The sequence below is a fragment of the Flavobacterium sp. LC2016-23 genome (assembly GCF_009674775.1).
Lineage (GTDB): Bacteria > Bacteroidota > Bacteroidia > Flavobacteriales > Flavobacteriaceae > Flavobacterium.
Map to the genome: position 1 here is coordinate 157,405 of NZ_WKKE01000008.1, position 17,241 is coordinate 174,645.

Annotated in this window: 15 protein-coding genes; 2 read left to right on the forward strand and 13 right to left on the reverse strand. The window is 36.7% G+C overall.

Translation table 11 applies throughout. From position 1 onward, the window contains the following. Positions 1-2: 2 nt before the first annotated feature. The 8 genes from GJU43_RS08780 to hutH all read right to left on the reverse strand — a co-directional run bounded on the left by GJU43_RS08780 (position 3) and on the right by hutH (position 8,812). On the reverse strand, positions 3-908 hold the full coding sequence (locus tag GJU43_RS08780) for a dialkylrecorsinol condensing enzyme DarA (protein WP_154340394.1): 906 nt from the start codon (positions 906-908) through the stop codon (positions 3-5). A gap of 33 nt (positions 909-941) precedes the next feature. Then, complete coding sequence (locus GJU43_RS08785) at positions 942-2,591, reverse strand: NAD(P)/FAD-dependent oxidoreductase (RefSeq protein ID WP_154340395.1); 1,650 nt, start codon at positions 2,589-2,591, stop codon at positions 942-944. 71 nt (positions 2,592-2,662) lie between these two features. Continuing rightward, positions 2,663-3,544 carry a lipid A biosynthesis acyltransferase gene (locus GJU43_RS08790; RefSeq protein ID WP_154340396.1) on the reverse strand — a complete coding sequence of 294 codons (882 nt, stop codon included), beginning with the start codon at positions 3,542-3,544 and terminating at the stop codon, positions 2,663-2,665. Beyond that, positions 3,544-3,798, reverse strand: coding sequence for an acyl carrier protein (locus GJU43_RS08795; RefSeq protein WP_154340397.1), 255 nt, complete (start codon positions 3,796-3,798; stop codon positions 3,544-3,546). The genes GJU43_RS08790 and GJU43_RS08795 overlap by 1 nt, the downstream gene beginning before the upstream one ends. 3 nt (positions 3,799-3,801) lie before the next feature. Continuing rightward, positions 3,802-5,025 carry a beta-ketoacyl synthase gene (locus GJU43_RS08800; RefSeq protein WP_154340398.1) on the reverse strand — a complete coding sequence of 408 codons (1,224 nt, stop codon included), beginning with the start codon at positions 5,023-5,025 and terminating at the stop codon, positions 3,802-3,804. A 190-nt stretch (positions 5,026-5,215) separates the two neighbouring features. Then, positions 5,216-5,947 carry a 3-oxoacyl-ACP reductase FabG gene (gene fabG / locus GJU43_RS08805; protein ID WP_154340399.1) on the reverse strand — a complete coding sequence of 244 codons (732 nt, stop codon included), beginning with the start codon at positions 5,945-5,947 and terminating at the stop codon, positions 5,216-5,218. 97 nt (positions 5,948-6,044) lie between these two features. Then, positions 6,045-7,256 (reverse strand): WG repeat-containing protein, encoded by a 1,212-nt coding sequence (locus tag GJU43_RS08810; protein WP_154340400.1) that lies wholly within the window; start codon positions 7,254-7,256, stop codon positions 6,045-6,047. 35 nt (positions 7,257-7,291) lie between these two features. Beyond that, entirely contained in the window at positions 7,292-8,812 is a 1,521-nt protein-coding gene (gene hutH / locus GJU43_RS08815; RefSeq protein WP_154340401.1) for a histidine ammonia-lyase, read from the reverse strand. 101 nt (positions 8,813-8,913) lie between these two features. Here hutH and GJU43_RS08820 point away from each other — a divergent pair, with 101 nt between their 5' ends. Continuing rightward, a complete protein-coding gene (locus tag GJU43_RS08820; RefSeq protein ID WP_154340402.1) occupies positions 8,914-10,176 on the forward strand; it encodes an NAD(P)/FAD-dependent oxidoreductase in 1,263 nt (420 codons plus the stop codon). 13 nt (positions 10,177-10,189) lie between these two features. On the opposite strand, the gene GJU43_RS08825 is transcribed toward GJU43_RS08820, so the two are convergent. The 5 genes from GJU43_RS08825 to GJU43_RS08845 form a co-directional block, all read right to left on the reverse strand. Then, on the reverse strand, positions 10,190-10,795 hold the full coding sequence (locus GJU43_RS08825) for a hypothetical protein (RefSeq protein WP_154340403.1): 606 nt from the start codon (positions 10,793-10,795) through the stop codon (positions 10,190-10,192). A gap of 117 nt (positions 10,796-10,912) precedes the next feature. Continuing rightward, a complete protein-coding gene (locus GJU43_RS08830) occupies positions 10,913-12,598 on the reverse strand; it encodes a sodium/sugar symporter (protein ID WP_154340404.1) in 1,686 nt (561 codons plus the stop codon). 201 nt (positions 12,599-12,799) lie between these two features. Beyond that, entirely contained in the window at positions 12,800-13,861 is a 1,062-nt protein-coding gene (locus GJU43_RS08835; protein ID WP_154340405.1) for a UDP-glucose--hexose-1-phosphate uridylyltransferase, read from the reverse strand. 16 nt (positions 13,862-13,877) lie between these two features. Further along, on the reverse strand, positions 13,878-15,038 hold the full coding sequence (galK, locus tag GJU43_RS08840; protein WP_154340406.1) for a galactokinase: 1,161 nt from the start codon (positions 15,036-15,038) through the stop codon (positions 13,878-13,880). Positions 15,039-15,084: 46 nt separating this feature from the next. Beyond that, a complete protein-coding gene (locus tag GJU43_RS08845) occupies positions 15,085-16,140 on the reverse strand; it encodes an aldose epimerase family protein (protein WP_154340407.1) in 1,056 nt (351 codons plus the stop codon). A 101-nt stretch (positions 16,141-16,241) separates the two neighbouring features. Between GJU43_RS08845 and GJU43_RS08850 the strand changes: the two genes are divergently transcribed. Then, entirely contained in the window at positions 16,242-17,240 is a 999-nt protein-coding gene (locus GJU43_RS08850) for a GntR family transcriptional regulator (RefSeq protein ID WP_154340408.1), read from the forward strand. Position 17,241: the final 1 nt, after the last annotated feature.

Sequence of the window (17,241 nt, forward strand, 5' to 3'; positions counted from 1 at the left end):
GTCTACTGAACTCCCTGATAATATTGAGTTTCTTTTTTTATTTTTTTTAACTTAATGGGATAGGTAATAAGGTGCAATATATATACTATTGGTGAGATTAACCATATCGCGAGGAATAAATAAACATAAAATAGTTTCAACAGCTTTTTTCTGTTTTTTTGATTTTTATAAATCAGGTTTGACCATTTATTGAAAATTTTGTTGGCCGTTTTATCTACTGTTACCAGATAAGGGCTAATTTTTACTCCTCCAATGGCGACTAATTTTGGCTGTAATTCGTCTAGCGTATCCTGATTAAAATAAGAAAGTATCACTTCTCCAAACTTATCTGATTCCTGAATATCTTTGTCTGAAACTCCCGGTAACGGAAAAATACCCAAATATTTTTTCTTTACTCCCGAGAACATCCATTCTACAATAGTAATCACACTTATTAGATTTCCAACTCGGTCTACCAGGGCTACATTTCCAACTAATTTAGCATTGGCTTCCTGCAGCAAAACCTTGATTTTTTCCTGTGCCATAATCCACATGTTTCGGGAACCACTAATGGTGATGACCGGCGTATTATTCAGAATTTTTTTGGCGGAATCACTTTTCAGAAATGAATTGATTGGAATAGAAGGGGACAGGTACCAAACCTGATAATGAAACAGTATTAAATCATATTTTGTATTTAAAATTTCTTCCGGAACCGGTTTTAATTCGGCTGGTATCTGAAGAAAAGTTTCCGGGAAAGCATCAAAAAAAGACGTTTTATCCCATGGAAAAGGAAATGGTTTTTCCAATTGTATTTCATGAAAAGTTACCTTGATTTCTTCTGAATTCAGGAAGGGTTTTGCAATATTCTGCGCAATCGATTCCAGTTGTCCGGATTGGGTATAATAAATGACAAGAACATTTTTCATTTCGGTATTTGGCTTTGGTTATCGCAAAAGTAGTTATTTTTTTGGAATGAATTTTCGGATTTTGTCCGACCGTTTGGTACGCACCCATTGCGGCCATGTCGAAGCATCTTCGGCATCATAAATTCGTATTTTCTGATCGGCATCTTCAATCAACAAATCATCCGGGCTACAGTCTAAAATTAATGCTGCCGCAGCAATACCGGAATATGTGGCTCCGGTTACACCGTGTGAAAGTGTACAGGCCCCGCAAAGAAATAAGTTATCGATCTCGGTTTTGTTTTTATAAGCAAAAGGACCTACCTGATTCAGTGTTTTTTCGGTTCCATATACATTTCCTTTGGTCGAATTAATATAAAATTCGTTGGTTTTTGGCGTTCCCAATTCGGCCTGAATAATATGTTGTTTCGCATTCGGGATTATTTTTTCGACATTATTCATCAGTTTGTTCGTGACTTTTTCCTTGAAGCTTTTGTACGCGTCATTGTGGTAATCGTCTAAACCGTTAAAATCATCCAAATGCTCATAATTGACATAGGTGACAATTTCGAAATTATGGTATCTTCCATTAAAACTGGCAGGGTCTTTAAGTGTGGTGCAGCTTATAAAGACAGCGGGAAAAGAATCGCCTTCCGCAATATTATTAGTCATTAAATCTTCAAAATTGTCATCGTCATTTTCATCTTTCATCATCCAGATGTTTCCGGAATCAATTTTAAATTGGGTAACATCGATGTCTAAGGTCAGAAATAAAATCAATGAAGTAACCGAGTATTTTGTTTTTTGAAGTTTCTTAATCAGGGAGATGCTAAGGTGTTCTTTTCCAATAAGGTTTAAATACGTAATGGAAGGATCGGCATTGGAAACAATATTTTTGGCCCATATTTTTTCGCCATTTTCAAATTCGATACCAACGGCTTTTTTATTTTCGATGATAATTTTATGCACGTTTTGCTGCACGCGAACTTCGCCTCCATGTCTTTTTATTCCGTTGGTCATCGCTTTTACGATACCGCCGCCGCCACCCATCGGATAATAACCGCCATCAAAATAATGACTCATTACCGAACAATGTACCGGGAAGCAGGCTCTGCTGGGCGGGAGTCCGTGGTCACCGCACTGAATATTAAGAACGGCTTTCAGCATCGGATCCTTAACATGCCATCCTACGACTTTTTTTAAGGGGAACAAGGCAAATTTTCCAAAATGTTTGGTTCGGAACGGCACTGTTATTTTTTGCCACCAGCCTTTTAATTTTGGAATTAGCTGAAGTTCATAACTTACTTTTTCGACTAAGGAAAGATATTCGTGAATGTTTTTTTCTTCAGCAGGGAAATGAGCGGAGAGTGTTTCTTTAAGGTTATCAATTCCGGCGGGCAGGTCAAAAGCCTGATCGCCAATTAAGCAATGTTCGTAGGCTTTTTTATTCATTCGGAAAAAAACCAGATCATTGGCAATTCCTAAACCACGATAAAGCTGATTGGTAGAGGAACCTTCTTCAAGAAGTCCTACATAGTGTACGCCGGGGCTAAAACGCTGTCCGTTTAGGGTAAAACTGTGACTCCAGCCTCCGGGAACATAATGCTTCTCCAGGATTAAAACTTTTTGTCCTGCTCTTGCGAGACAAATACCTGTTGCTAAACCTCCAACTCCGGAACCAATGATAATCGTGTCGTATTCTTTCATGCCTTGTTTTAAGATTTTCTAAAAGTATAAAAGAATGCTTATCAAAAACAGCACGATGTTTTATTTTATTTTTATTTTTTCAGCTGATTCCAAAAATCAAAATAATTGAACCATTGCAATGGGTATTTCTGCAGAATGCTTTCAACACTTTGTACATATTCTTTCAACAGACCCTTTTCGTCGCGATGTTTTACAGTAGCTTCCCTTGCGTATAAATGATAATGTAAGTTGGGCTCTTTCATGACATAAACGAAAACAACAGGGACTTTTAACCGGGAAGCGATTAAAAAAGGACCTGCCGGGAAATGGGCTTCCTGACCCAGCATTTTTTCGGAAAGGGATTTTGTTCCTTCAAAATAACGATCGCCCGTAAAACAAACCAATTCATTATTTGTTAAGGCAGCGTTGATCTCAAAAATATGAGACAAATCGTCTTTGATGATAATAAATTTTACGCTAGGTTTCTGAGCAAGACTTTCAAGGTAATTTTTAATGGCAGAATGTTCTAAATCTGTAGTAACAAGATTAATACTGAAATCAATATTAATATCGCCCAGGAAATGCTCGGCAATTTCAAAATTCCCAACATGGGCACTAATCAAAACGCCTCCTTTTTTCTCTGCTAAAAGTTTTTTAAGTACATCGATACCATCAAATTCGTAAGTGAATTTATTTCGCATTCCTGCCGAAATAGAAATTTTATCAATGATGGTCTGTCCAAAAGTATAATAACTTCTGAAAACCATTTTTCTCGATTTAAACCGGGAATATTTTAATCTTTCGTTAAAATAGTAGAAGATAGCACGATTGCTTTTTTTCAGGAAAAGGAAATAATAAGATGCTACAAAGTATAAAAGGCCGTAAGCAGAACGAATACCTATTTTTTGTATTAAAAAAACAAATATTCTATATCCTAAAACGGTTCCTTTTGATTTACCATCCCATTTGCTCATTAAACAGCTTTGGCTTTTAGTTTCGTTTCAATCAGGTCATAAAAATTCTGGAAAGAAGCAATTCCAACGAAATCAACTTCTACCAGTTTTACTCCAAAGTTCGATTCAATAGAAACGACTAAGTCTACATAATCTAAACTATCTAAACCTAATGTGTCTTTTAAATTAGCGTTTGGTTCAATATCTTCTCCGTCAACTTCAAATTCTTCAACCAAAAAACTATTAATTCTTTCTATTATTTCTTCTTTATTCATCACTCAATTAAACTTTTTAACTACCAACGCCGAGTTGGTTCCTCCAAACCCGAAGGAATTGGACAAAAATATGTCAAATTTTTTGTTTAACGTAGTTTTAACTAAATTTAATTTTGAAGCATCTTCATCCGGATTTTCCAAATTGATGTTTGGCGCAATAAAATCGTGCTGCATCATTATTATAGAGTAGATTACTTCACTTGCTCCGGCCATCCAGCATTCGTGGCCTGTCATTGATTTTGTAGAACTTACGTAAGGATTTTTCTCACCAAAAACTTCAAAGATGGCTTTGGCTTCATTACCATCTCCAACGGGAGTGGAAGTCGCATGCGCGTTTATGTAGTCAATATCTGACGCTTTCAATTTAGCATCGTCAAGTGCTCGCTGCATCGCTGTTGCCGGTCCTTCTACATTTGGAGTTGAAATATGACCTCCGTTGGAAGAAAATCCGTAACCCGCTACTTCTGCAATAATGGTTGCGCCGCGGGCTATCGCAGATTCGTAACTTTCTAAAATTAAAGTTGCACCTCCGCCACTCGGAATTAATCCGTCGCGGTCCGAATCAAAAGGTCTTGACGCTTTTTCAGGTTCATTTTCCCTTGAAGAAAAAACACCTAAACCATCAAAACTGCTCATTGCATATTTGTTGATTTCCTGAGCGCCACCACAAATAATAATATCCTGAAAACCGCTTTTGATTAAAAAATAAGCCAGTCCAATCGAGTGTGAACCACTGGCACAGGCTGCACTTATCGTAAGATTGATTCCTCTAAGTTTGAAAATCGTGGATAAATTCATGGTTACCGTAGAATTCATCGATTTAAAAATGGCTCCGGAGCCAATCAGGGCGGTGTCTTTTTTCTCGCGAACAATGTCTGTAGCGTCAATAATCGCTTTAGAGACACTATCATTTCCGTACATAATACCTACTTCGCGGGTGTCAAAAAAGGCATCGTCGATATTGGCATTTTTCAGGGCTTCTACAGTGGCCATATACGCATATTCGGTTTCTTCACCAATGCTCATACGTTGTCTGCGGGACAGTAAATTTTTCAGATCCGTTTTAGGAACCATACCTGTTAAGGCAGACTGAAAGCCAAATTCTTTTCTTTCAGGGTCAAACTGAATACCGGATTTTCCGTTGTATAAGGACTCCTTTACTTCGTCTAAAGAAGTTCCGATACAGGAATAAATTCCCATTCCAGTAATTACAACTCTCTTATTCATCGTCTTTCAAAATAATTTTTTATCCGTTACGTGTAATTTTTAAGATACAACCAAAATCGTGTATTCCTTGTTTTTTTAATCTCGTAAAGATGCAAAGTAGTCAGGTTTTTTTAATAAGACTTTGCGACTTTGCGTGCAATTTTCAACATTAGAAAAAACTTAAAAAACGACCTCGCAAACATAGGTATTGTTATGAATATATTCCTCCGTTTATATTGATAATTTCTCCTGTAATGTAGCTTGCTTTTTTTGAAATCAGGAAACTTACCAAATCGGCCACTTCTTCGGCTTCACCGAAACGATTTACCGGAATTAGTTTTAGTAACTCTTTTTCATCTAAGGCACTGGTCATATCGGTTCTGATAAAACCGGGTGCTACTGCATTTACAGTAATGTTTCTTTTGGCAACTTCCTGGGCCAGTGCTTTGGTAGCTGCTACAATTGCTCCTTTTGCAGCCGAATAATTGGTTTGTCCTGCTGTTCCTTTTACTCCGGAAACAGAAACCATATTGACGATTCGGCCATATTTGTTGCGCAGCATTTTCTGAATGAAGAACTGCGTTACATTAAAAAATCCGTTTAGGCTGGTATTGACCACTCCGTTCCAGTCTTCGGGAGTCATCCACATAAAAAGACCGTCTTTTGTAATTCCGGCATTGTTGACAATGGCTTCTACGATGGCTTCAGGATTTGCCTCCTGCCATTTGGTTAAAGTGTTTTGTACTTCTTCAAAATTAGAAACGTCGAAACCTAAGATTTCTCCGGTTGCTCCTAATTTTTGTATTTCCTGAAGTGTTTCTTCGGCAGCAGTTTTGTTAGAATGATAATTAATCAAAATATGGTAATTGGCTTCAACGGCCAGTTTTTTACAAACTGCACTCCCAATTCCTCTCGAACCGCCTGTTACTAATACACATTTCATTTATGTAGATTTTATTTTTTATAGGTCATAAATGGTATCGCTTTTTATTGGTTTTGCTTACGCAATTTTTTTAGTGGCGATTTCATTTATGTAGATTTTATTTTTTCTTTTTGGTTACTGGTTTTGTCGCGGCTTTTGTTTCTGCTTTTGGCTTCTCGGCAGCAACTTCACTGGTGTTGATTTTTTCTGTTGTTTTTGAAAATAGTTCAGCATTTTCAAACCATTGATTGCCTAATACGGTTCCGTCCGGTTTAAGAAACCCCCATTTTCCTTCATTTTTTACTCGTGCTAGACCATCGATAAATCCTTTGTCCTGTTGTACAAATAAAGCGATAATGAACCCGTTTGAAGTGATGCCGTATTGGGTTGGGATTACTAATTTTCCGGTTTCATTGATAAATCCCCAGTTTTTTTCTTTTACAGGAGCCAGTCCGTTTGAACTGAAAACTTCTGCATCACTATACGTTGGCGGAATAATGAATTCTGCTTTCGGGTTAATGTAGCCCCACTTTGATCCCACACAAACTGGAGCTAAGTTTTTGGAGAATGCTCTTGCTTTATCATAAATAGGCAGAATTGCCCAATTTCCTTTTAAGTCAATGAATCCGATTTTTCCGTTCTTTTTCGCATACGTTAAATCCTGTGTTTCAAAATCCCAGATTTTCTCAGCGCCGTCTACCGGAATAAAATTTCCGCCACTTACAATTCCAAAAGTTTTATCTTTTCGGGCCCAGGTGGTATTTTTAAAATAATTGCCTATTTCATCATAAACAGGTTCTACAACTTCTTTACCATTGGAACTTATAATTCCCCATTTTTTGTTGCTTTCGACTCTGGCAAAACCATTTTCAAAAGGTTTGATCTGATTGTATTTGGGTTCTAAAACAACAGTCATTTTGGAGTTGATTAACCCCACTTTATCGCCTTGTCTTATAAAAGCAATCCCATTATTAAAATCAAATAGTTTTTCTGTTGCAGGTGCTTTTTGAATTTCACCTTTTGTATTGATATATACCCAATCCTTACCTTTTTTTACAATTGCAATTCCGCTGTTAAAATCTTTTGCATCATCAAAAGTTGCAGGAATTACCCAGCTTCCTTTTGCATCAATAAAACCCCATTTTTCATTGTCTTCCACAGCAGCCAAACCTTCAGAAAAACTTTTGGCAGCTTTGTACTGAGGCTCGATTTTAAAGCTCCCGTCTTTGGAAAGATATCCAATTTTAGCATTTTTTTTGACCAAAGCCAATTCCTGACTATTAACAAACTGAATAAATACTAACAATAAAAAAAGAAAACATTTTTTCATGGGTTTAAGATTCAAGATTAATAATTATGTATGGTTTAACTGTTTATAAGGTAGTCTTTTACATTTTGAACAAAAGGATACATCACCTGGTCTTCTGTAAAGGTTGGAATTATATTTCGAACATCATCGTACCATTTTTTGGTTACGGATGAAATTTTATCTTTCTGACCTAAATAATCAATGGCCTGAACAATTGTAATCATTTCGATTGCCAATACTTCAAAAGAGTTTTCGATAACTTTTGAGGTAATCACGGCGGCATTTGTTCCCATGCTTACAATATCCTGATTGTCATTGTTGTTTGGAATACTGTGTACATACATTGGGTTGGACAACATCTGGCTTTCGGCAGTGGTTGAGGTAGCGGTAAACTGAACGCCCTGCATTCCGAAATTAAATCCTAATGTTCCCAAATTTACAAATGGAGGAAGGATTTCGTTGATTTTTGAATTCAGTAAATAATTCAATTGGCGTTCTGCCAGCATCGTTAATTTCGTAATAACGATTTTTAATTTATCCATTTCAAGCGAAATATAATCGCCATGGAAATTACCTCCGTGATACACATGTTTGTTTTTGACGTCGATAATCGGATTGTCGTTTGCGGAGTTAAATTCATCCTCCAGAATAGAAGCGACGTTATTGATGGTTTCTAAAACCGGACCTAAAATCTGAGGTACGCAACGAAGGGAATAATATTCCTGTACTTTTTCCTTAAAAATTTCTTCTGTATTTTCTCCGGAATACAAGTGATCTTCTCTTTTACGGATCAAAGTACTGTCCGAAAGATTTTGTCTCATTCTTTCGGCCACTTCCTGTTGTCCTTTATGACGTTTGGTTTGGTTTAATTCTTCCGAAAAGTGATCGTCATACGCCTGAACCAATTCGTTTATGGCGCAGGAACATTTTAACGACCAGTCTAATAATTTATTGGCATGATGCACATTTACAACTCCAATTCCGGTCATTACCGAAGTTCCGTTGATCAGGGCCAGGCCTTCTCTGATTTCTACCTGAATGGGTTTTAAGCCTTCGATTTCAAAAACTTCAGGAGTTGGTCTTCGGTCTCCTTTATAAAAAACTTCACCTTCTCCGATTAAAACCAGGGCAAGATGTGACAATTGTACTAAGTCTCCGCTGGCACCAACACCACCGTGTTCAAAAATTAAAGGGGTAATGTCTCTGTTGATCAGTTCGGCCATTAAGTGAATGACTGACGGGTGAACGCCCGAATTTCCCAAAGAAAGCGTGTTTAGTCGTGCCAGGATGGCTGCTTTGGCACACACAGGGCTCAAAGGTTTTCCGGTTCCGGAAGAGTGACTTCTGATTAAATTATATTGCAGCTGAATCTGGTCAGATTCTTTAATCCGGTATTGGGCCATTGGGCCAAAGCCCGTATTTACACCGTATATTACTTTGTTTCCGGAAAATTCTTTCAGGAAATTAAAGCTTTCGTTTACCCGGTTTAAAACAGCATCGCTTATGGTAACTTTGTTATTTCCAAAGATAATAGACTCGAATTCTGTTAAACTTAAATATTCATTAATTGTATTCATTAAATTGTTTTTGGTTGTGCTAATTTAATTTTATTTATCAAAATAAATGTAGTTATTTTGATGATGGCAAATGTAGGCTAATAATTGATAATATTTTTAATATGATAAAGGAGTTTGTTGATGTTTTAGTGATTGGTGCAGGACCTTCGGGATGTGTGTCAGCGTCTTATCTTCATAAAAACGATGTTAAGGTAAAAGTTGTAGAAAAAACAAAATTTCCAAGACTTGTTGTCGGTGAAAGCCTTATACCAAGAGTTATGGATCATTTTGCGGAGGCCGGGCTTTTTGAGAGTCTTGATGCCATGAATTTTGAAAAGAAATTAGGAGCCCGTTTTATAAGAGGAGAAGAGATTTGTGTTTTTGATTTCAGTAAAAAATTCGGTGAAGGCTGGGATTGGACCTGGCAGGTGCCAAGAGCTGATTTTGACCACACCATGGCGCAGGAAGTAGTAAGAAAAGGAATTGATCTCGAATTTGAATCGGAAGTACTTGAAGTTTCTTTTGAAGGCAAAAATTCTAAAACGGTTGTAAAAGACAAAGACGGAAATCTAAAAGAAATTCATGCTAAATTTATTGTCGATTCGAGTGGATATGGCCGTGTTTTGCCAAGACTTCTGGATCTTGATACACCATCGCAGCTGGATCCCCATTCTTCGATATTTACACACGTAAAAGATATAAACAGACCGGAAGGCGAGGAAGGAACCCAGATTTCGTTTGATATTCTGGAAACTGAAGTCTGGTTGTGGGTCATTCCGTTTTCTAACGGAAATACGAGTTTGGGCGTTGTGGGTCCGACCGACTTTATCAATTCGCTTTCAGAAAATAAAGACAATGCCGAGGCTTTGAAAAATGCCATTCAGAAATCAGATTATTATATCAAGAGATTTAAGGGAACCGAGTTTTTATTTGAGCCGGTGAAGCTGGAAAATTATTCCAGAGCTGTAAAAAGAATGTATGGGGATGGTTTTGCACTGACAGGAAACAGTTCTGAATTTTTAGATCCCGTTTTTTCATCGGGAGTTGCTTTTGCAACCGAATCCGGAATGCTGGCAGCAAAATTATACCTGAAAGAATCAAAAGGGATTGCAGTAGACTGGGAAGCGGAGTTTACCGCCTACATGAAACGCGGGATTGCCGTTTTTACCACTTACGTGAAAGAATGGTACACCGGAAACCTGCAAACGCTATTTTTTCACCAGCCGGAAAACCCGGACGTGAAACAAAAAATATGTTCGGTTTTGGCAGGTTATGTTTGGGATGAAGAAAATCCTTTTGTAAAGAAACACGATAATGTGATTAAAAATATGGCCTATATGCTTAATATGCAAAAGCAAGAAAAGGAAAACCCTAGTGTAAGCTAGGGTTTTTTGATTCTTATTTGTATGCTTTTTTAATGATCATTTTCGAAAGTGATTTGGCCGTTTTTGCATAACCTTCTCCAATTCTGGATTCATTACTGTAATTATTTCCCCATTGATCTCCAGGAGCCTCTTCGCTTGTTATTTCCAGTAAGATCTTTGATTTATTTGCTGTTTCAACAAACTTTAAATTTGTAGTAACTTTTGCCGGCTGTTTCATAATTCCGGCATCCCAACCCGGGTAAAGCCATACGGTTTGAACAATTAAAGTGTAAGGCGTATTTAATCCTTCCTGAAAATTAAGATCTTTACCTGCTTTAGATAAAACAATGTTTCCGATTTCCAGAAATTTTGGAGTCCAGATTTGTTGTTTTGCTGCAACCCATCTTTTTTCCCAAAGATTTCCGTTTCCTTTTGCTTTTTGATCTAAATCGGCTTTGTGTTCTTCAACATATTGCGCTTCTGATTTTTTTTCTTTCATCATAGTAAAATTACTATAATCAAATTCGGTGTTGATTTCCTTTTGATCTTTTAAAAAATCAAAGTTTCCCTGAACAACTTTCATGTCTTGCGCAAAAATAACTCCTGAAATAAAGAAGCATGTAATGATTAATTTTTTCATTTTTACTGGTTAATTATTAAGGGTTTAAATCTAAGTAAAATCATTGTAAATAAAAAAAGGATATCAAAAAATGATATCCTTTTTTTTCTTCAAAAATAATAATAGTAAAAAATTATACTACCAGAATTTAACGTATAAAGCCACGATAACCAATAATGTAATTACGATTAAAACCGTAGTTTGTGGTTTCACTTTAAACATTTCAGAGTCTATTTCAAACGCTTTAGGATTTACTTTTGGTCCTGCAAAACTGATTCCAATCATAGCTAACATCGTAAAGAAGAATGATAATCCCATACAGATATGGAAAGGGATTTCGAAAGCCCCTTTTCCGTTAGGATAAGCAGTGTATAATAATGTTTCGTTTCCAAACAGCATTGGCGCATATTCGTTGAATAATACAGACAATACAAAGCCTAAAATTACACCCACAATGGCTGCAGTTCCGGTAGTTCTTTTCCAGAACATACCAAGGAAGAACATGGCAAAAACTCCCGGGCTAATAAATCCGGTATATTTTTGGATGTAGGTAAAACCGCCCACTCCGCCAATTCCTAAGATGTCATTCCATGTAAATAAAACAGCCAATAGCATGGCAGCAAAAACGGCAATTCTACCAATATTTACCTGTTGTTTTTCGCCAGCTTCTTTCTGAATGTATTTTTTATGAATATCTAAAGTATAGATTGTCGAGATACTGTTTACTTTTCCGGCTAATGATGCTACAATTGCAGCAGTCAGCGCCGCTACCGAAAGTCCTTTTAATCCTGTTGGAAGGAAAGTTAATACAGCAGAATAAGCACCGTCTTTTCCTCCTACTAATTGTGGTAAATGTCCGTTTTGATATAAAACATAAGCAGCAATACCAGGCAGCATTACGATTAAAGGCATTAATAATTTTAACATTCCGGCAAATAAAATACCGGTACGGGCCGTTTGTAAATCAGCACCCAAAGCTCGTTGTGTAATGTATTGATTACATCCCCAATAGTTTAAGTTGATAATCCAGATACCGGCAAGGTAAGACATCAGACCCGGGAACGTCAAATATTTATCAATATCAAGTTGAGAAGAAGTTGCTGTTGGTTTTGGAATAATCATTTTGAAATGCTCCGGGGCTTCTCTCATTAAAACTTTAAAACCGGCAATAGCATTTTCGCCAACGCCAAAATATTGTCCAACGGTTGTTAATGCAATATAAGAGGTTACTAAACCACCAATAATTAAAACGGCTACCTGAATAACGTCTGTATAGGCTACCACTTTCATACCTCCCAAAGAGATGAATAAAGCAAATACCGCCAGACCAACCATGATTACATGCAGATATTCTCCGCCTGCAAGTCCGTTAATAGCAACTGCTCCTAAATATAAAATAGAAGTCAAGTTTACAAAAACATATAAAAACAACCAGAAAACGGCCATGATCAATGCAGTCGATTCGTTATAACGGGTTTTTAAGAATTGTGGCATCGTGTAAATCTTATTTTTAAGATATACCGGAATAAACCAAACCGCTACAATAATTAAAGCAACAGCAGCTAACCATTCGTAAGCAGCAACGGCAATTCCTAAAAAGAAACCTTCACCACTCATTCCGATGAATTGCTCAGCAGAAATATTAGAAGCAATTAAAGACGCTCCAATCGCCCACCAGGTTAAATTCCCTTCAGCCAAAAAGTAAGCTTTTGCATCTTGTTCGTCTTTTTTACGTTTGTGGTAAATAGTAAAACCGTAGGATGCCACTACGATAAAATAGATAATAAAAACCGCATAATCTGCGAAAGCAAGGTTCTGGTTCATTGTTAGTAATAGTTTAAAATTAGTAAAGGTGATTGTTTGTTTTATCGTTTAATACGGTTTAAAATAAATTATGTGTTTTTATTCCGTTATTTTTTTGTGAAAAAATGATCCAAAGCCAAAAATAGGATAAAAATCCATTTCAACATCAAAAACAAATGTATTTTTAACATTTATAACTGCATTATTACATTAAATGCAATTTTAGTCCGCTTTTAATTTCGTTTTATAGTGAACATCTGACAATTGTCTTAAAACTTCTGCACTTTTTTCAGGAGTAATATCTCTTTGGGATTCTCCTAACATTTCGTAGCCCACCATGAACTTCTTAACCGTTGCAGATCGCAATAAAGGAGGGTAAAAGTGCATGTGAAAATGCCATTCCGCATGTTCAAGACCATCTGTTGGAGACTGGTGAATTCCCGATGAATAAGGAAAAGAAGTGTTGAATAAGTTATCGTACTTTGATGTAAGCTGTTTTAGTATTGTGGCAAAAGAAGTCGTTTCATCACCCGTAAAATCGGTAATTTTCCCAAAAGTTCTTTTGCTGATAATCATTGTTTCATACGGCCACGTTGCCCAAAACGGAACCAATGCCACAAAATGATCGTTTTCGATTACAATGCGTTCCCCCGATCTTAGCTCGGCCTGAAGATAATCTGCCAGCATCGTCCTGCCGTTTTTGTCAAAATAAGTCTTCAGGTTTTTTTGTGTTTTTTCTACCTGGGTCGGTAAGGATGATTGTGCCCAGATTTGCCCGTGAGGATGTGGGTTGCTGCAGCCCATTACACTTCCTTTGTTTTCGAAAATCTGAACGTGATTGATGTATTTGATGTTGCCTAAATCAGTGTATTCTTTTTGCCAGGTTTTAATGATAGTTTCAATGCCGTCAATATTCATTTCCGGTAAGGTGAGATCATGTCTTGGAGAAAAACAAACCACTCGCGAGATGCCGCGTTCGGGTTGTGCTTTAAAAAAAGTATGTTTGATATCTTCTTCAAACATAATTTCATCCTGCTTCATGGCAGCGAAATCATTTTCAAACACAAAACTGCTTTCGTATTTCGGATTGCTGACCCCATTGGCACGAACATTCCCCGGACAGAGGTAGCAAGTGGAATCATAATTGGGCAAAGCTTCGGTTGAAATAGTTTCGTTTTGTCCTTGCCATGGACGTTTTGCACGATGAGGGGATACTAAAACCCATTCGTTGATTAGCGGGTTGAAACGTCTGTGCGGATCTTCGGTAATGTCAAAATTTTTCATTGTAATTCTTGTGGTATTAAAGTAGTGTTGTTCCGTTTGAGATTTTTACATCATAAAATTTTAATTCAATCCCAAATGTATCTAAATAAAGATTTGAAAACTTACTTTTTACCTCATTTTCGTGACCTTTTTTAATCAAATTGATGGTACACCCGCCAAAACCACCACCCATCAATCGCGAACCAACAATTGAATCATCAGATTTTGCAGTATCTACAAGCATATCCAGCTCGGCACAACTTACTGCATATTCCTGTGATAACCCGTAGTGAGTTTCAAAAAGCAATGCTCCCAAAAGCTCAATATTTCCGTTGTCTAAAGCCTCACAAGCTTTTATGACACGATTAATTTCTTTTATAACAAAATGAACTCTTTTAAAAACAGTCGGATTCATTTTATCCTCAATTCTTAAAAGCTGTTCTTCGGTACAATTTCTAAAACTTTTTATTTCCGGAAAATAATTTTTTAGGATTAATAAACCTTCTTCACATTCCAGTCTTCTAGTGTTGTATTCTGAGGTGAAAAGCGAATGTTTTACATTACTGTCCATTAAGATTAACGAATAATCTTTGAAATTAGCATCGTGGTATTCAAATTCTAACGTATTGCAATCCAGTTTAATCACTTTGTCTTCAATTCCGTGCACGCTTGAAAACTGATCCATAATGCCACAATTGATACCCACCCAGTGTTCCGCTTTTTGTCCCATTAAGGCAATGTCAGCTTTTGCAATCGTAAGATCAAAAAGGGCCGCAATACCAAAAAGCATCCCGCATTCTAAAGCGGCAGACGAGGACAATCCCGAACCAACCGGAATATTACTGCTGAAAACACAGTTGAAACCTTCAAAAGAAAATCCATTATCCTGCAGCTGTTTGATCACGCCAAGAATATAATTCGTCCAGACCACATCACTTAACTTGATTTCCTGCGTGAGATCAACCTCGAATTCTTCCTTTAAGTCAATGGCGATTATTTTAGACTTTTTACTGTTGTTTTTCTCAAAAGCAAAGCAGATTACTTTATCAATTGCTGCCGGTAAAACATAGCCGTCATTGTAATCAATATGTTCTCCGATAATGTTTATTCTGCCTGGAGAAAGCACGGTTTTTTGAGGAGAAGAACCAAATGATTGCTCAAAAAATGCCGTTGTATCCTGTATTAAAATGTCATTCATTGTTTCGAAATTGTAAGTGTTGTCTGGTAGTTATAGGCTAAAAATCCTAGTTTATATTTTCAAATCGGTAAACCGTTTTATGCGTGTATTCTTCTCCTTTTTTCAGGATCGAATTGGGAAAATTTTTGTGATTGGGTGCGTCCGGAAAATTTTGTGTTTCAAAACAAATTCCACTTGACGAATGATAAGCGGCATCCTGCTTTCCTTTTAGTTGGCCAAAACAATTTCCGCCCACATAAATATGAACACTCGGCTGATCGGTATAAACACTCATTTGTAAATTGTTTTCGGAGCTGATTAATTTTGCAATAACTTCTATTTTAGAATTCACGACAAAAGAATGATCAATCGGGAAAGGACATTTTTTGGGTGTTCTGAAGTCAAATGCATGGCCTGTGAGATCCGTTAAATTTCCTGTCGGAATATTGTTTTCATCTGTTTCCAGCATTTTAACCGATTTGATAAATATTTCCTGATCTAAAACGCTCTTATCATGACCGTTGAGGTTGAAATAACTGTGATGTGTCAGGTTAATAACCGTATCTTCGGTTGAGGTCGCTTTAAATTCTAATTTTAATTCGTTTTCTTCTGTTAATGTATACGTGATGTAGACATGCATTTCTCCGGGGAAATTTTCGTCAGCGTCTTCACTTAAAAGACCAAAGGTAATCGCAGGATTTTCGCCGGAAGTCATATTGGTTACATTCCAGACTTTTCTTCCAAAACCAAAATTACCGCCATGCAGCGTATTGCCATTATTATTGGCCGGCAGTTGAAAAGCAGTACCATTGATCACGAAAGAAGCATTTTTGATTCTTCCTGCATAACGGCCCACAGTAGTTCCGAAATAAGGCGCACTTGGTAAATTATAGGATTCCAGATAAGACTCCAGATTGTCAAAACCTAAAACAACATCTTTCAGCGTACCATTTGAAAGCGGAACCTGCAAAGAAGTTACCGTTGCTCCATAATTGATAAGCTGCGCTTTCATTCCGTTTTTATTTGTCAATTCAAAAGAATAGATTTCTTCGCTGTCAGGCATTAAACCAAACAATTTGTAATCGGATAGATTGTTAAAATGAGATATCTGTTTTATTTTCATGTAATTTTTACCAAAAATGAAATCCAAAAATAGAAACATTTCAAAAATACACATACCAGTACCTACCAGTTTTTGTATCTTGCACTCAAAAACTATTTTTTATGAATGTAATTTCTGTACAAAACAATTTAGGTCTTCCGAAATATAAGCAGATAATTCTTTCAATTGAGAAGGCTATTGAAGAAGAAAAATTAAAAAAAGGAGACCGCCTGCCCTCCGTCAATAAAGTTTGTCTGGCCTTTTCATTGTCTCGGGATACGGTTTTACAAGCGTACGACGAACTTAAAAAAAGAGGGATTATTTACGCCATTCCGGGCAAAGGTTACTATGTGAAAAGCGTTGAAACTACGCTAAAACACAGGATTTTTTTACTTTTTGACGAATTGAATATTTTCAAGGAAGACATTTACAATTCGTTCCTGAAAAACATTGGAAAGAATGTTCAGGTCGATATTTTTTTTCATCATTTTAATGTCAAAGTATTTCAAAAGCTAATAAATGACAGCAACGGAAATTACACCAAATACATTATTATGCCAACGAACTTAAACGATATAGTAGATTCTGTAAAAACCCTACCAGTAAATGAAGTAATCATACTGGATCAGACCAATCAGAATTTAAAAGTATATCCGGCCATTTATCAAAATCATCAAAAAGATATTTTTGAAGGATTGTTTAAAGCAAAAGCAAGATTGAATAAATACAAAAAACTCATTTTGATTTTCCCGGGATTCAGGGAACCGCTTGGAATGAAACTGGGTTTTGAGGATTTTTGTGCCGCCTATCATTTTGAATACGAAATCATCACTGAATTTACCGGAAGAGAAATCACAACAGGAGATCTTTACATCATTCCGAATGACCGGGATCTGGTAAAAGTGATCGAAAGTGCCGGAAAGCAAAGTTTAAAATTAGGCAGCGATTTTGGTATTATTTCTTATAATGAAACACCGCTGAAAAAAATTGTCGCAAATGGAATTACTACAATTTCAACCCATTTTGAAGCCATGGGAAAAATTTTGGCCGAAATGGTTCTGAAAGGAAACAAAGAACAAATCGAGAATAAATCCTCTTTGATTATGCGGAATTCGTTGTAGC

Coding starts and splice junctions, on each gene's coding strand:
- GJU43_RS08780 (WP_154340394.1), bottom strand. CDS start 908: ATGAAAAATGTTCTTGTCATTTATTATACCCAATCCGGACAACTGGAA.
- GJU43_RS08785 (WP_154340395.1), bottom strand. CDS start 2,591: ATGAAAGAATACGACACGATTATCATTGGTTCCGGAGTTGGAGGTTTA.
- GJU43_RS08790 (WP_154340396.1), bottom strand. CDS start 3,544: ATGAGCAAATGGGATGGTAAATCAAAAGGAACCGTTTTAGGATATAGA.
- GJU43_RS08795 (WP_154340397.1), bottom strand. CDS start 3,798: ATGAATAAAGAAGAAATAATAGAAAGAATTAATAGTTTTTTGGTTGAA.
- GJU43_RS08800 (WP_154340398.1), bottom strand. CDS start 5,025: ATGAATAAGAGAGTTGTAATTACTGGAATGGGAATTTATTCCTGTATC.
- fabG (WP_154340399.1), bottom strand. CDS start 5,947: ATGAAATGTGTATTAGTAACAGGCGGTTCGAGAGGAATTGGGAGTGCA.
- GJU43_RS08810 (WP_154340400.1), bottom strand. CDS start 7,256: ATGAAAAAATGTTTTCTTTTTTTATTGTTAGTATTTATTCAGTTTGTT.
- hutH (WP_154340401.1), bottom strand. CDS start 8,812: ATGAATACAATTAATGAATATTTAAGTTTAACAGAATTCGAGTCTATT.
- GJU43_RS08820 (WP_154340402.1), top strand. CDS start 8,914: ATGATAAAGGAGTTTGTTGATGTTTTAGTGATTGGTGCAGGACCTTCG.
- GJU43_RS08825 (WP_154340403.1), bottom strand. CDS start 10,795: ATGAAAAAATTAATCATTACATGCTTCTTTATTTCAGGAGTTATTTTT.
- GJU43_RS08830 (WP_154340404.1), bottom strand. CDS start 12,598: ATGAACCAGAACCTTGCTTTCGCAGATTATGCGGTTTTTATTATCTAT.
- GJU43_RS08835 (WP_154340405.1), bottom strand. CDS start 13,861: ATGAAAAATTTTGACATTACCGAAGATCCGCACAGACGTTTCAACCCG.
- galK (WP_154340406.1), bottom strand. CDS start 15,038: ATGAATGACATTTTAATACAGGATACAACGGCATTTTTTGAGCAATCA.
- GJU43_RS08845 (WP_154340407.1), bottom strand. CDS start 16,140: ATGAAAATAAAACAGATATCTCATTTTAACAATCTATCCGATTACAAA.
- GJU43_RS08850 (WP_154340408.1), top strand. CDS start 16,242: ATGAATGTAATTTCTGTACAAAACAATTTAGGTCTTCCGAAATATAAG.